Below are 13,807 nucleotides of genomic sequence, written 5' to 3'. Positions count from 1 at the left end.
GGTGGTATCCTTAATGTGGCACGTAAAAAATACCATTTTGCCCGACGGCGAGCGGTGAATACTTAGCCAAGATCAAATTCCTTTCAGGCGAGAGTTAATTTATCGGCATCACACGATTACGCCCGAGGTTTTTGGCGTTGTAGAGTTGTTGATCAGCACGGTAAATGAGATCGGCGCCAGATTCGCGAGCATGCTCGTCGTACTCTGCGACGCCCATGGACACGGTAATATGATCCAATGTTTGGCCACGACGCCGGTCTTTTATCACCATTCTATCGATAGCGGCACGTAGCGTTTCAGCGGTCCGTTTTGCGCTGTTGAGGCGTCTTTTAGGTAACAGTAGCGCAAACTCTTCGCCGCCGTAGCGGAACGCTTGCACGCCTTCTCGGCAGTAGTCGAGTAATCGCTTGGCGACCTGCTTCAAAGCGATATCGCCGAGCACGTGACCGTATGTATCGTTAAGTTGTTTAAAGTGATCGAGGTCGACGAGGACTAAAGCAAACGGCCAGGTTTGTGCGTTTTCGGTGTACGCATTGAGCTCGCGTTCAAAGGCGGCCCGATTGAGCAGGCCGGTTAAGCCATCATGGGTGGCTTGCTCGGTCATCTCTGCGAGGTTTTGTTTTAGTTGGGCAATTTCTTGCTGGGCATCACTTAGTTGGTGTTTAAAGTAGCGGGTCGATTGCGTCAGAGCTTGCGAGTCTTTCACTACATTACGGACAACGGCGATGGTTTCATCAATGGACAACCCTTCGTTTTCAACGCGAGACAGCTGTTCGAATGTTTTGTCGAGTACCGAGTGAAACGCGTCTGTGTCCTGAAGCGTGTCAGACATCGAATGACTCAACTCCGTCATCATTGACTCAAGGCTTTGCTTAAGGCTGCCAATGTTCTGGCTGTGTTTATCCGCCATGTGCTTTTGATACAAGATGTCGCTTTGAAGAGGACTGCACGTGCCATGCTCATGGACGGTGGTATCGACGTCAGCGGTGAGCTTGGGATCGGTATTGGCGACGTAGGTGTACCATAGCGCGTAGTTGGTCGGTGTCGTGGGCACCTTATATTTCATCATCAAAGGGACCGCTTTTTTGAGAAATACGGTCGATTGCTGAAATTGACCGTCTGACATGGCGGTCCTTTCTGCTAAGCAACATAGATAGGCACTTTGTTCAGTGTATACCCAAAGTGACAGGAGTGGCAGCACTGAGGTAAAAAGCGTGAGCCTGCAGACATGGATGTCTGCAGGCTTGTGTTAGCGAAAGAACGGGTGTTAAAGAAAGAACGGGCTGGGTTGGAATAGGCGCTCAACATCCGGAATGTATTTTTTATTCACCAAGAATAGCACCACATGATCATCTTGCTGGATCACGGTTTTATCATGGGCAATCAATACTTCATCACCTCGTACAACCGCACCTATGGTCGTGCCCGGTGGTAACTTTATATCGCCAATTGCCCGGCCAACCACTTTGGACGTTGACGCATCACCGTGCGCAATCGCTTCAATTGCTTCAGCGGCGCCGCGTCGTAATGACGACACATTGACAATATCGGCGCGGCGTACATGGGTGAGCAACGCCGAAATCGTCGCTTGTTGGGGGGAGATGGCAATATCAATCACCCCACCTTGAACCAAGTCGACATAAGCACCGCGTTGAATCAGCACCATGACTTTTTTTGCCCCTAGGCGTTTAGCGAGCATTGCCGACATAATATTGGCTTCATCTTCGTTGGTGACCGCGATAAAGACATCAATCTGCTCAATGTGCTCTTCGCTGAGTAATTCCTGGTCAGACGCATCGCCACAAAAAACGGTGGTTTCTTCTAATAGCTCAGCCAGGTGTTCAGCACGAGCTGGATTGCGCTCAATTAACTTCACGCTGTACTGGCGCTCAAGTGACATGGCTAGGCCAGCACCAATATTCCCCCCACCCACAATCATGATGCGTTTGTAAGGATTTTCGAGGCGCTGCAGTTCACTCATCACTGAGCGGATATGGTTGCTGGCGGCGACGAAAAAGACTTCATCATCGGCTTCGATAATGGTCGTGCCTTGGGGGCGAATCGGGCGGTCACGCCGAAAGATAGCGGCAACACGGGTATCGACATGCGGCATGTGCTCGCGCAGTGCTGAGAGCGCTTTGCCGACCAAAGGCCCGCCATAATAGGCCTTAACGGCCACCAGGCCCACTTTTTTGTCGGCAAAGCTGACCACTTGTAACGCGCCTGGGTATTCAATTAAGCGACGAATATAATGCGTCACCAGCTCCTCTGGGGCGATAAGGTGGTCAACCGGACAGGCGTCACTGTTAAACAATTGCTCTTTTACCGCGAGATATTCAGGACTTCGGATCCGAGCAACACGATTGGGTGTGTTAAAGCGGGTAAAAGCGACCTGACAAGCGATCATGTTTGTTTCATCGGAGTTGGTTACGGCAACCAGCATATCCGCATCTTGCGCGCCAGCCTCTTGCAAGGTCGACGGATGGCTGGCAAACCCGTGTACAACACGTAAGTCGTATTTATCTTGCAGTTCGCGAAGCCGTTCTGGGGCGCGGTCAACAATGGTGATGTCATTGTTTTCTCCGACCAGATTTTCTGCCAAGGTACCGCCGACTTGGCCTGCACCCAAGATAATGATTTTCATGTTGTTGTTACTCCCTGCCTTGTTACTTGCCGATTGGCTTTTTTAGGCATGCGTAATAGAAGCCGTCCATGTCGTGTTCTCCGGGGAGAATTTGCCGTCCTGGCTGGTCGTGGGTGCCGGTGCGCAATATTGCTGTTGGCTCGCGAGTTAAAAAGGCGCGAATTTGTGTCGCGTTTTCATCCGGTAATACCGAGCAGGTCGCGTAGACCAGCGTACCGCCTGGCGCCAATTGCTGCCACATTGCGTCTAAAATCTCCGCTTGTAACGTGACCAAGGCTTGAATATCGCTATCGCGTCTTAGCCATTTAATGTCCGGATGGCGACGGATCACACCTGTGGCCGAGCAGGGCGCATCCAGCAAAATGCGATCAAATGCTGGGCCCGTGTGCCAAGCGCTCGGCAAGCGAGCATCGGCGTGTTTCACCTCAGCATTAAGCCCTAAGCGCGATAGGTTCTCTTTGATCCGCGACAAGCGATTTTCATCGGCATCAATGGCAGTGACGATCGCATCAGGCTGATGTTCAAGAATATGACAGGTTTTGCCACCGGGGGCGGCACAGCAGTCGAGAATGTGCTCTGCTGAATCGGGCTGGAGGTAGTCGACAGCGAGTTGTGCGGCGGCATCTTGTACCGATACCCAACCTTGGGTAAAGCCTGGCAAACGTGTTACGTCGCACGGTGCGTCGAGCTTGATAGCGTCCAAAGCTTGGGTGTGCGGAGAACCAGCGATACCCGCCGCTTGCAGTTCAGCAAGGTAACTTGCCTGAGTATGATGCTGGCGGTTTACGCGCAACCACATGGGGGCTTTTTGATGGTTCGCCGCGATAATCTCTTGCCACTGGTTTGGGTAGGCCTGTTGAAGACGCGTTAATAACCAGCTGGGATGGCAGTGTTGCCCGGCGGACTCGGCTTGACTGGCATCATCGAGCGAGGCTTGATCGCGTTGATAGTGACGCAATATCGCATTGATAAGGCCACGTAACTGCGGACGCTTGAGTGTTTTGGTCGCGTTGACCGTTTCCGCCACCGCGGCATGGGCCGGAATACGCATATAGCCGAGTTGATAGAGGCCAACGAGTAACAGGTGATGAAACACACGTTGCTTACCTTTTAATGGTTTGTCCATCAAAGCTTGCACGATATGCTCTAAACGCGGCAACCAACGTAAGGTGCCGTAGCAGATCTCTTGCAGTAACGCCGCATCCCGTGGTGCGATGTGCTGCTGCGCCAGTGGCAGCTGCTGCGAGAGGGATTGGCCTTGATCGACCACTTGATATAGAACGCGGGCAGCCGCGGCTCTTACATTCATATGTTTACCCATTAAAAGGCCAAAATGGCATCAGACGATAGCGTCGCCTGTTACATTAAAAAAGGCCAGCGTACTGGCCTTAAACGATGTTGCTACAAAACGCACCCTTTATACTAATTGGGTGCCGGTTTCAAACCACTCGCGACGCGCATTGAGCAGCTCGTGAGCCTGCATGGCTTTCTTGCCCGGTGGCTGCAGGTGTGTCAGCTGAAGAACACCTTTGCCGGTCGCAATTTGAATACCGTGTTTATCAGTGTTAATGACGGTCCCCGGCGCAGCATCAACATCAATATCGAGTGCGTTCGCGCCCCACACTTTGATATTTTGCTCGCCTAAGGTGAAAAAACTCACCGGGCGAGGATTGAATGCGCGTACACAGCGTTCGATAAACGCCGCGTCTTGATGCCAATCGATATGAGCTTCTTGCTTGGTTAGCTTTTCGGCGTAATTGGCTTTGGCGTCATTTTGCGGTTCAGCCAATATAATGCCGTTGGCCATATCATTGAGGCAATCAATCAGTGCCTGTGGACCCAGCTCAGCCAAGCGCTCATACAGACTGCCACTGGTTTCTTTGTCATCAATCGGTAAGGTGGCGATTTTTAACATGTCACCGGTATCGAGCCCTTCATCCATCTGCATGATGGTGACGCCGGTTTCGTTGTCGCCTGCCCAGACCGCTCGCTCAATCGGTGCGGCCCCCCGCCAACGTGGCAAAATTGAGCCATGCACATTAACGCAGCCCAATCTTGGGATCGTTAACACGGCTTTCGGCAAAATAAGTCCATAGGCGACCACCACCAGAACGTCGGCATCGAGCGCGGCTAACTCGGCCTGTGCCGTTTCGTCACGCAACGTGCGAGGCTGGTATACCGGGAGTGCATGTTCAATCGCCAGTTGTTTAACTGGGCTCGCCGTGAGCTTTTTGCCCCGTCCTGCTGGTTTATCTTCGCGGCTATAGACCGCAATGACCTCATGCTCACTGTCGAGCAAGGCTTGTAAATGGCGCGCGGCAAAGTCCGGCGTGCCCGCAAATACTATACGCAGCGGTTTGCTCAAAGTGACCTCAGCTTGCTTTTTGGTTAGCGCGTTTGAGTTTTTCCATTTTTTGCTTGATGCGTTGGCGCTTCAATGGTGATAGATAATCAACGAATAGCTTGCCTTCTAAGTGGTCAAGCTCGTGTTGAATACAAATCGCCAGTAAGTCGTCGGCATCGAACTGAAATGGCTTGCCGTCACGATCAAGTGCTTTGACCGTCACTTCGGCTGCTCGAGGCACTAAGGCACGTGAGCTCGGCACAGAGAGACACCCTTCTTCAATACCGTCTTCACCGCGCTTGTCGATAATTTCAGGGTTGATCAGCACCATAGGCTCGTCACGCATTTCTGATATATCGATCACGACCATGCGTTGGTGGAAATCAACCTGAGTAGCGGCAAGACCGATACCGTCTTGGTCGTACATGGTTTCAATCATGTCATCGGCCATTTTCTGGATCTCAGGGGTAACGGTATCCACCGGTTTCGCAACGGTGCGAAGGCGCTCATCTGGAAATGTTAATACGTTCAGTAAAGCCATAACGTCTCGCAAAAATTGAACTGTGCCGAATGCGGCACGGGATAATTGGGTTAATTCTAGACATTTTGCCAGCCAATTGACAGCATCAGCGCGTTCTGTCTGACAAGGAAGACGACGATGACAAAGAAACTGTGTAGGCTTGCTATGGCAGTCCTATTGACAGCGCTACTCCCGTTCAGTGTGGCGGCACAAAAGAGTGAAACACGTTATATCGTTGAGCGTGGCGATACGCTTTGGGATATTGCCGCCACCTTTTTTTCTGACCCTTGGCATTGGCCAAAGGTATGGTACGACAACCCAAGTATAAAGGATCCACACCTTATCTACCCGGGCGATACGTTGACACTTAAGTGGCAACAAGGGAAACCGCATCTAACGTACCAAGCCTCTCACACGATAGCCGCAGACGAACCGGTATCGCCTGTGCCCAGTGTTGGGCCTTTACTCTTACCCCACCTAGCACAAGATACCTTGGTTGAGAAAGCACGATTAGTTGCGTTACCCAGGGTGTTGGGCTCGCCTGAGGGGCGTCGCCTTTTATCGGCGGCAGACACTGTGTATATCGATGCCGCATTACACGCGATCGATTGGCAGGTATATCGGGTCGCGCACACCTTTTCGCATCAACGCGCAGATCAGACGGTTGATAATCGCCCACAAATGGTTAGCTTGACGCACGTGGCCAATGGTTCAATCACCGACGTGGCGTCGAACTATAGCGTGATGACACTGACTCAGGTCAATCAAGAGATACGACCCAATGACGTCCTATTGCCGGCCCCCGACCGTGATCAGGCGCCATTCTGGCCTTATCCAGCGAAAACCAAAGCGACCTTATTGGGTCACCTTTACGGCAGTGAATACGTGGCTCAAGGGCAGTTAGTCGTTCTGGATAAAGGGGCAAAGGCGCAGGTTTCGGCCGGGCAAGTATTTGAAGTTACTCAGTCTGGAAAACAGGTCGTGAATCAGCCAGGTGAGTACCAGTATCAAGCACAAGCCGATAAAACCCCACCTGAGGTCACTGTATTACCGAACGTCAAAATCGGTGAGCTGATGGTTATCCGTTCCTATCCATGGATGAGTTTGGCTGTCGTACAGCAAGCCACTCAGCCGATTAAAGCGGGTATGCAGGCGATTCCACCTTCAAGCGCTCGGATCAGTCATGAAAGATGAGACGTTATACGCGTGGTTAACCTTGGCTCAAGTGCCACGGCTACGGGCCAGGCAACGTCGAAAACTCTTATCGACATGGCCGGTCGAGGCTATCCATCAGCAATCTCAGCAGGCGTTGGCCGCGATTGGATTAAGTGAGGATCAATGCCAGGCGATATGCAGCCCAAATCAGGCGTTAATCAATGCGAGCTTGCGCTGGGCCGAGGCGCCCGATTGCCACTTATTGTGTTTTGATCATCCCGCTTATCCCTCTTTGCTAAAAGAAATCGCCAGCGCGCCTCTCATTCTCTATGTTCAAGGTGATCCCAGCGCCTTAGCCAAGCCCCAGCTCGCCATGGTTGGCAGTCGTCATGCCACCCAATCTGGATTGACGACGGCTTATCAGTTTGCCAAACAGTTGGCCGACTACGGGTTGACCATTACCAGCGGTTTAGCCTTGGGCATTGATGGGCGGGCGCATAAAGGTGCCTTAGACGGCAATGGACAAACATTGGCGGTGCTCGGCAGCGGGCTAGGGCGTATTTATCCTGCACGTCACCGTGACTTAGCCAGCCAAATTATTACGCAAGGGGCGTTGGTGTCCGAGTTCTGGCCAGATGCGCCGCCACGGGCGGAACACTTTCCTCGTCGTAACCGTCTGATCAGTGGCTTATCAGCGGGCGTATTAGTGGTGGAGGCTGCACCGCAAAGTGGCTCATTGATTACCGCGCGCTACGCACTTGAGCAAAATCGAGGGGTGTTTGCGATCCCAGGCCCAATCGATCAGGTCCAAGCGCGTGGATGCCATCAATTGATCAAGCAGGGCGCAACCTTGACGGACAGTGTGGATGATATTTTAAGTGAAGTAGACAGTTTGGTTCAGTTTGCAGTGAGCCAACAAAGCGAATTATTTAGTGATGCGCCCAAGTTAGATGCCGATCAAGGATTGCCATTTCCCACGCTGTTGGCTAACGTAGGGACTAACGCGACGTGTGTCGACGTACTAGCTGAGCGCTGCAACCAACCGGTTCACGAAATCATGATGCAGTTGTTAGACTTAGAACTCCAGGGGCTTGTAGCAGCAGTACCCGGTGGCTATGTCAGAACGAGGAGGGGCTAGCCATGATGGACATTCTTATGTACCTGTTTGAAACCTACATCCACAGTGATGTCGAGGTCATTATCGATCAGGACGAGTTAGCGGATGAATTGTCCCGTGCGGGTTTTCATCAAGATGATATTTATAAGGCCCTAAACTGGCTGGAAAAATTAGCTCAGTTACAAAACGCGGATAAACAGCCCTATCTAACAGGCAGTGCACAGAGCTCGATTCGTGTATTCACCGAGCAAGAAACCCGTTTTCTCGATCAAGAAAGCCGAGGTTTTTTATTGTTTTTAGAACAAGCTGGAGTGCTGTCACCAGAAACGCGTGAGATGGTGATCGATCGGGTGATGGAGTTAGAAACGCAAGAGTTTGGTTTGGATGATCTAAAATGGGTGATCCTAATGGTGCTGTTTAACGTGCCAGGTAATGAGCGCGCGTATACGCAAATGGAAGACATGCTGTACGACGCACAAGAGGGGTACGTGCATTAACGCTTATCAATAACAGTAAAGGTGTGAATGAATACAGATAACACCCCGAAGACCCAGGAGCGCTGCCCGGAATGTGGCAGCGCTCTTGCGTTTAAATCGGGCAAACGAGGCCCGTTTCTGGCCTGTACGGCCTATCCAGACTGCCACTATACCAAAGCATTACACCATGGTGATGGCCATGTGGTGAAAGCGCTTGGCGTGGCCTGTCCGGCGTGTCAGCAGGGGGAATTGGTGTTGCGTCAAGGTCGATTCGGCATGTTTATTGGCTGTGATCAGTTCCCGCAATGCACCCACATTGAAAAACCGGACGAGCCGGATCACACTGCATTGAATTGCCCCGCGTGTACCAAAGGCGAGCTAGTGGAGCGCACCTCGCGCTACGGGAAACGCTTTTTTGCCTGTGATCAGTACCCTAAGTGCCATTTTGCCGTGAATGCACAACCGATAGCCGGTACCTGCGAGGCATGTGGTTTTGCACTCTTGGTCGAGCGTAAAAAAGGTGGAAAAACCGTGCATCAATGTGCCGATAAGCCCTGCAGCGCGATTCAAGATGAATCGGCTGCAGAGTCGGAGAGTGAGGATTAATCGGCTTGTGCGGCCAGTGCTAACGCGGCGGACTGTAAACCGTGAAAGGTGTCGTCGGGCAGGTAGCTGGCGAGGCTCGCTAACGTGGTGGCAAGCTCGGCGTTCGAGGTGGCCGTGACATTGATATGGCCCACTTTGCGCCCCGGGAGAGGCGTTTTGTTGTACCAATGCACATGGGCGTCGCGATAGGTCGCAAGCGGGACACTACCTTGACCCAAAATATTGATCATCGCAGTGGGCTGAACCAAACGGGTAGCGCCACGCGGTAAGCCGCTGACCGCACGCAAGTGGTTTTCAAACTGACAACAGGCGCTACCTTGCTGGGTCCAGTGGCCCGAGTTATGGACTCGAGGTGCGATTTCATTCACCAGCAAGCGACCGTCAATATCAAAAAATTCGACCGCGAGCACACCCACATAATTGAGTGTGTCGGCAATCTTTTTCATCATTTCAGCCGCTTGTAACTGCAAATCCTGTTCGTCAGGCCGTGCCACCGACAAAGTCAGTACGCCGTTGTGGTGATGGTTTTGGGTTAGGCTGTAGCTGGCAAATTCGCCATTGGCACCACGTACACCAATTAGTGACACTTCACGCTCAAAAGGGATCATGGCCTCAGCAATGATCGCTTGGCCATCGCGCTGCTCGGGCGCGGCAAGAAAGGCGTCCAATTCGGCCCATAATGCGCTGAGATCATCACCATCACGATAGCGCCATTGCCCTTTGCCGTCATAACCATCGAGCGTGCTTTTCAACACCAAGGGCGCGCCCAGTGCATCGACGGCCTTTTCCAAATCCGCCTGTGTATACACCACACGGTATGGCGCGTTAGCCACCTCAGCTTGCATCAATAAGGCTTTCTCTATTTGACGGTCGCCACCGGTTAAAATTGCCTGCGCACTGGGGCGTAACTTCCCGCTTTGCTCGCATTGATGCAAAATGTTGGCTGGAATATGTTCAAATTCCGCGGTGATAATATCCGCGCCGGCTATCGCGGTATCGAGCCCTTGACCGAGTGGCTGCTGGGTTAAAGGATGGATAATGTCGCCGCTGCGCACATCATAAGCACTGACGATAAGATTGAGCGGCGCGCCGGCTAATGCCATCATCCGGGCCAGTTGTCCTGCGCCTAACACCAGAATATTCATGGCCTTACCCTTGTGGGTTGGGGTGAGCGAGAACGGCTTCAGTTTGCGTTTGGCGAAACGCATCCACTTTTGCCATCAAATCAGGGTCGGCCGTGGCGAGAATTTGTGCCGCAAGGAGGCCTGCATTCGCGGCGCCTGCCTCACCAATAGCGAGCGTGCCCACCGCCACGCCTTTTGGCATTTGAGCAATCGAAAGCAATGAATCCATGCCCTTTAACGCTTTTGACTGGACCGGTACGCCGAGTACCGGCAGGCTGGTGTGTGCGGCAGTCATCCCGGGTAGATGGGCGGCCCCCCCGGCGCCGGCAATAATCACTTTTATCCCGCGCTCAGCCGCTTGCTGGGCATAGTCGGCAAGTAACTGTGGCGTGCGATGGGCGGAGACAATACGGGTTTCGTAAGGGATAGCAAAGTGATCCAACATAGCCGCTGCATGTGTCATGGTAGGCCAATCGGATTGCGAGCCCATGATGATACCGACAGTCATAATACGTCCTTCTTGATGACAAGCGTGAATAAGTTAAGCTGAGCGTGGCGTGAATTATACCCAGATTTCATCGCAAGGAAAACGTTTGCGTCAGCGGTGAGGGATGAAATTCCGTCAAGATCCCACTGCGTGGATCAGGTAAAGTAAGCACATAGTCTCAGTAACAAAGGATGTGAGCGTGGCACACGGTCAGTCGACAATTGATAAGCAAGCCGTGAAGGCTTTTTTCCTCCAGCTTCAAGATGATATTTGCCAACAGCTTGCGCAACAAGATGGTCAAGCACATTTTATTGAAGATGCGTGGGAGCGTGAGAAAGGGGGCGGTGGCCGCAGTCGCGTCCTACGTCAGGGCCACGTATTTGAGCAAGCGGGAGTGAACTTCTCGCATGTATTTGGCGATCAAATGCCTGCTTCGGCGACCGCGCACCGACCAGAGCTTGCCGGTCGCTGTTTTGAGGCTATGGGGGTGTCGTTAGTGATCCATCCTCATAACCCATACGTGCCGACCTCACACGCGAACGTGCGTTTTTTCATTGCTGAAAAAGAAGGCGCTGATCCTGTGTGGTGGTTTGGCGGCGGCTTTGACCTCACGCCTTTCTATCCGTTCGAGGAAGACTGCCAGCACTGGCATGAGACCGCCAAAGCTTTGTGCGCGCCCTTCGGTGATAGCGTGTACGCTGATCACAAAGCATGGTGCGATCGCTATTTTTATCTGCCCCATCGTGATGAAACCCGTGGCGTCGGCGGGCTTTTCTTTGATGATTTGAACCAATGGCCATTCGAACAGTGCTTTGCCTACACCCAAGCGGTTGGAAAAGGCTTTATCGATGCCTATCTGCCGATAGTACAGCGTCGCAAAGCTACGCCCTATGGTGAGCGTGAGCGCGATTTTCAGCTTTATCGTCGCGGACGCTATGTTGAGTTTAACTTGGTGTATGACAGAGGCACGCTATTTGGCTTGCAAAGTGGTGGTCGCACCGAATCTATCCTGATGTCGATGCCGCCGATGGCACGTTGGGAATATAATTGGTCACCTGATGACGATGCGCCGGAAGCGAGACTCTATCGCGACTACCTTAAACCGAGGGAGTGGTAACGGATGACCGATCGTTATTGTGTGGTCGGCCATCCGATTGGCCACAGTAAGTCGCCGCAGATCCACGCCGCATTTGCGACACAAACCCAACAAGACATCGACTATCAAGCCATTGAAGCGCCGCTCGAAGGCTTTGTGACCACCATGCAGACGTTTTTTGCCCAAGGAGGGCGCGGCGCTAATGTGACCGTGCCTTTTAAACAGCAAGCGTATGATTGGGCTGATACACTGACAGAGCGTGCCCGCCGCGCCGGTGCCGTGAATACACTGGTTAAGCAAAGCGATGGCACCTTATTGGGTGATAACACCGATGGCGCCGGTTTGGTGACTGACTTACATCACCACCATGTGGCACTGCGCGATAAGCGCATTATAGTCGTGGGAGCGGGCGGTGCCGCACGGGGTGTGTTGCTTCCTTTACTGGAGCAAGCGCCAGCATCGCTGATGATTGTCAATCGCACCGAGCAAAAAGCCCAGCAATTAGCCGCTGCATTTGGTGAGGCCGGACCAATCGCCAGTCATGCCGTGGATAAACCTGTGGCGGCGCCTGTTGATGTGATCATTAATGCGACCTCGGCGAGCTTACATCAAAGCTATCCCCCTCTCCCGCAAGGAGCGATTGGCCCAGCGACCACTGTCTATGACATGGTGTATCAAGCTGGCAGCACAACCAGCAATCAATGGGCGCAAGGCCAAGGAGCAGGGCGGTGTTTAGACGGTTTGGGCATGCTGGTGGAACAAGCGGCGGAAAGCTTTGCTATATGGCGTGGCTGTCGGCCACAAACCGAACGTGTGCGTGAGCAGTTAAGAGAGGCACTCAATCAATGAATCAATCCCTCATCCTGGCTGCGGAGCAAGCGCAAGTCGATACGGCAAAGGCCCGTGTTTGTTTTTACGGCCAGCTTAATGGTGCATTGTTACCATGCGCTGTCCGCTTTACCACCTTATCTGCGCTTGCCGGCTGCGTGGTAGACTCGGATAATGCGCAGACGATTGTCGAACAGGTCTGGTTTGATATTGAAGAGCAAATGGAAGCGGCCATCGAATCAGAAGCGTTTGAACCCGATGGCAGCTTGGTGATCTAGCTTTCGCCGCGGTAGATGTCTTTGGTGTCGACATAGTTTTGCGCTGAGCGGGCAAAATAAGCACGCTCTTTGTCAGTGAGGGGGCGGACCTGTTTGACCGGTGAGCCAACATACAGGTAGCCGCTCTCTAAGCGTTTTCCGGGCGGGACTAAACTGCCAGCGCCAATCAGCACTTCATCTTCAATCACAGCGTCATCAAGAATAATCGTCCCCATTCCCACTAGGACTCGGTTGCCAATCCGGCAGCCGTGTAACATGACCTTGTGGCCGATTGTAACCTCTTCGCCAATGATCAACGGGTAACCTTGTGGGTTTTCGGCATTTTTGTGGGTGACATGAAGGACTGAGCCATCTTGCACATTGGTCCGTGCGCCAATCTGGATATGGTTTACGTCACCACGTGCTGCAACCAGCGGCCAAATACTCACATCATCGCCTAGCGTAATATCGCCAGCCAATACACTGGATTCATCAATATAGACGCGTTCGCCAAGCTGAGGCGTCATGCCTTTATAAGCGCGCAGCTGTTTTGCCATCACAAATCCCTCTTTATATCGCTATACAATGTCAGATAACGCTGACTTTGTTACCAGTTTTACACTCTAGCGAGCAAAAAAACAGCGAGTGACAGTTTTTTTCTAAAAAACCACTAAAAAGAGGTTGCCAATCTGATCAGCTTCCCTATAATGCGCCTCCATCAACACGGCACACAGGGCAAGCGCTCAGCGTCATGTTGAAGTGAAAAATCAAATAAAAATAAACGCTTGACGTGAGTTTTTAAAAGATTAAGATAGCCGTCCACTTAACGCCAAGCGTTAGGGAAGTCAAAAAGAGATTTTATTTCCGGCCCTGAGGGTTGAAAATAAAAGATAAAATTTCTTCTTGACTTTAACGGCAAGGCACGTAAGATACGCAGCCCTGACCAAGCGAAGCGCAGCTTCGCACAGTCAACGCTCTTTAACAATTTGACCTATGCAATCTGTGTGGGCACTCGTTGAGAATAGACAAAAAGATTTATTCGATGAACTGAGTGACCAATTCATGTTGGTACAGCCTTGAGCTGTTTTGATTTCACTTTTTTAAAAGTGGATGCCAACAAGAGCACAGTCAATTCGTTTGTCTCGCAAGAGAG

15 protein-coding genes are annotated in these 13,807 nt (G+C 52.1%); 7 read left to right on the top strand and 8 right to left on the bottom strand.

What is annotated here, in order from left to right; translation table 11 throughout:
- Positions 1-94: 94 nt before the first annotated feature.
- The 5 genes from BZG77_RS12345 to def form a co-directional block, all read right to left on the bottom strand.
- Positions 95-1,126 (bottom strand): GGDEF domain-containing protein, encoded by a 1,032-nt coding sequence (locus tag BZG77_RS12345; protein WP_077647457.1) that lies wholly within the window; start codon positions 1,124-1,126, stop codon positions 95-97.
- 141 nt (positions 1,127-1,267) lie between these two features.
- Positions 1,268-2,644, bottom strand: a complete 1,377-nt coding sequence (gene trkA, locus BZG77_RS12340; RefSeq protein WP_077647456.1) for a Trk system potassium transporter TrkA — start codon at positions 2,642-2,644, stop codon at positions 1,268-1,270.
- Positions 2,645-2,666: 22 nt separating this feature from the next.
- On the bottom strand, positions 2,667-3,953 hold the full coding sequence (gene rsmB, locus BZG77_RS12335; RefSeq protein ID WP_077647467.1) for a 16S rRNA (cytosine(967)-C(5))-methyltransferase RsmB: 1,287 nt from the start codon (positions 3,951-3,953) through the stop codon (positions 2,667-2,669).
- 108 nt (positions 3,954-4,061) lie between these two features.
- The gene (gene fmt / locus BZG77_RS12330; RefSeq protein WP_021022726.1) at positions 4,062-5,009 is read right to left on the bottom strand and encodes a methionyl-tRNA formyltransferase; all 948 of its coding nucleotides are present in this window, start codon (positions 5,007-5,009) and stop codon (positions 4,062-4,064) included.
- Between the two features lie 7 nt (positions 5,010-5,016).
- Complete coding sequence (def, locus tag BZG77_RS12325) at positions 5,017-5,529, bottom strand: peptide deformylase (RefSeq protein ID WP_077647455.1); 513 nt, start codon at positions 5,527-5,529, stop codon at positions 5,017-5,019.
- Positions 5,530-5,646: 117 nt separating this feature from the next.
- Between def and BZG77_RS12320 the strand changes: the two genes are divergently transcribed.
- The 4 genes from BZG77_RS12320 to BZG77_RS12305 are packed head-to-tail and all read left to right on the top strand — an operon-like array spanning position 5,647 to position 8,862.
- A complete protein-coding gene (locus BZG77_RS12320) occupies positions 5,647-6,702 on the top strand; it encodes a LysM peptidoglycan-binding domain-containing protein (protein ID WP_077647454.1) in 1,056 nt (351 codons plus the stop codon).
- The gene (gene dprA / locus BZG77_RS12315; protein WP_077647453.1) at positions 6,692-7,801 is read left to right on the top strand and encodes a DNA-processing protein DprA; all 1,110 of its coding nucleotides are present in this window, start codon (positions 6,692-6,694) and stop codon (positions 7,799-7,801) included. The genes BZG77_RS12320 and dprA overlap by 11 nt, the downstream gene beginning before the upstream one ends.
- Positions 7,802-7,803: 2 nt before the next feature.
- Positions 7,804-8,277, top strand: coding sequence for a DUF494 family protein (locus BZG77_RS12310; RefSeq protein WP_021022722.1), 474 nt, complete (start codon positions 7,804-7,806; stop codon positions 8,275-8,277).
- A 27-nt stretch (positions 8,278-8,304) separates the two neighbouring features.
- Positions 8,305-8,862 (top strand): DNA topoisomerase family protein, encoded by a 558-nt coding sequence (locus BZG77_RS12305; RefSeq protein ID WP_077647452.1) that lies wholly within the window; start codon positions 8,305-8,307, stop codon positions 8,860-8,862.
- Here the strand turns inward: BZG77_RS12305 and BZG77_RS12300 are convergent.
- The gene (locus BZG77_RS12300) at positions 8,859-10,007 is read right to left on the bottom strand and encodes a 5-(carboxyamino)imidazole ribonucleotide synthase (RefSeq protein ID WP_077647451.1); all 1,149 of its coding nucleotides are present in this window, start codon (positions 10,005-10,007) and stop codon (positions 8,859-8,861) included. The genes BZG77_RS12305 and BZG77_RS12300 overlap by 4 nt on opposite strands.
- 4 nt (positions 10,008-10,011) lie before the next feature.
- Complete coding sequence (gene purE / locus BZG77_RS12295; RefSeq protein ID WP_077647450.1) at positions 10,012-10,494, bottom strand: 5-(carboxyamino)imidazole ribonucleotide mutase; 483 nt, start codon at positions 10,492-10,494, stop codon at positions 10,012-10,014.
- Positions 10,495-10,672: 178 nt separating this feature from the next.
- On the opposite strand from purE, the gene hemF reads away from it, so the two are divergent.
- From hemF to BZG77_RS12280, 3 genes are read left to right on the top strand one after another with little or no spacing between them, the layout of a single operon-like run.
- A complete protein-coding gene (gene hemF, locus BZG77_RS12290; RefSeq protein ID WP_077647449.1) occupies positions 10,673-11,590 on the top strand; it encodes an oxygen-dependent coproporphyrinogen oxidase in 918 nt (305 codons plus the stop codon).
- Positions 11,591-11,593: 3 nt separating this feature from the next.
- The gene (aroE, locus tag BZG77_RS12285; RefSeq protein WP_077647448.1) at positions 11,594-12,418 is read left to right on the top strand and encodes a shikimate dehydrogenase; all 825 of its coding nucleotides are present in this window, start codon (positions 11,594-11,596) and stop codon (positions 12,416-12,418) included.
- Positions 12,415-12,675, top strand: a complete 261-nt coding sequence (locus tag BZG77_RS12280; protein WP_077647447.1) for a DUF1488 family protein — start codon at positions 12,415-12,417, stop codon at positions 12,673-12,675. Before aroE ends, BZG77_RS12280 begins: the two co-directional genes overlap by 4 nt.
- On the opposite strand, the gene BZG77_RS12275 is transcribed toward BZG77_RS12280, so the two are convergent.
- Positions 12,672-13,211, bottom strand: coding sequence for a gamma carbonic anhydrase family protein (locus BZG77_RS12275; RefSeq protein ID WP_077647446.1), 540 nt, complete (start codon positions 13,209-13,211; stop codon positions 12,672-12,674). The two genes, BZG77_RS12280 and BZG77_RS12275, sit on opposite strands and share 4 nt — an antisense overlap.
- Between the last annotated feature and the right edge of the window lie 596 nt (positions 13,212-13,807).

This window comes from Salinivibrio sp. IB643, assembly GCF_001996105.1.
In the GTDB taxonomy this organism is placed as follows: domain Bacteria; phylum Pseudomonadota; class Gammaproteobacteria; order Enterobacterales; family Vibrionaceae; genus Salinivibrio; species Salinivibrio costicola.
The sequence above is the reverse complement of the archived record's forward strand: the minus strand, read 5'-3'. Positions and strand labels throughout refer to the sequence as shown.

What these genes read in the sequence shown, in the direction of transcription:
- BZG77_RS12345 (WP_077647457.1), bottom strand. Translation starts at nt 1,126, where the DNA reads ATGTCAGACGGTCAATTTCAGCAATCGACCGTATTTCTCAAAAAAGCG.
- trkA (WP_077647456.1), bottom strand. Translation starts at nt 2,644, where the DNA reads ATGAAAATCATTATCTTGGGTGCAGGCCAAGTCGGCGGTACCTTGGCA.
- rsmB (WP_077647467.1), bottom strand. Translation starts at nt 3,953, where the DNA reads ATGAATGTAAGAGCCGCGGCTGCCCGCGTTCTATATCAAGTGGTCGAT.
- def (WP_077647455.1), bottom strand. Translation starts at nt 5,529, where the DNA reads ATGGCTTTACTGAACGTATTAACATTTCCAGATGAGCGCCTTCGCACC.
- BZG77_RS12320 (WP_077647454.1), top strand. Translation starts at nt 5,647, where the DNA reads ATGACAAAGAAACTGTGTAGGCTTGCTATGGCAGTCCTATTGACAGCG.
- dprA (WP_077647453.1), top strand. Translation starts at nt 6,692, where the DNA reads ATGAAAGATGAGACGTTATACGCGTGGTTAACCTTGGCTCAAGTGCCA.
- BZG77_RS12310 (WP_021022722.1), top strand. Translation starts at nt 7,804, where the DNA reads ATGATGGACATTCTTATGTACCTGTTTGAAACCTACATCCACAGTGAT.
- BZG77_RS12305 (WP_077647452.1), top strand. Translation starts at nt 8,305, where the DNA reads ATGAATACAGATAACACCCCGAAGACCCAGGAGCGCTGCCCGGAATGT.
- BZG77_RS12300 (WP_077647451.1), bottom strand. Translation starts at nt 10,007, where the DNA reads ATGAATATTCTGGTGTTAGGCGCAGGACAACTGGCCCGGATGATGGCA.
- purE (WP_077647450.1), bottom strand. Translation starts at nt 10,494, where the DNA reads ATGACTGTCGGTATCATCATGGGCTCGCAATCCGATTGGCCTACCATG.
- aroE (WP_077647448.1), top strand. Translation starts at nt 11,594, where the DNA reads ATGACCGATCGTTATTGTGTGGTCGGCCATCCGATTGGCCACAGTAAG.
- BZG77_RS12280 (WP_077647447.1), top strand. Translation starts at nt 12,415, where the DNA reads ATGAATCAATCCCTCATCCTGGCTGCGGAGCAAGCGCAAGTCGATACG.
- BZG77_RS12275 (WP_077647446.1), bottom strand. Translation starts at nt 13,211, where the DNA reads ATGGCAAAACAGCTGCGCGCTTATAAAGGCATGACGCCTCAGCTTGGC.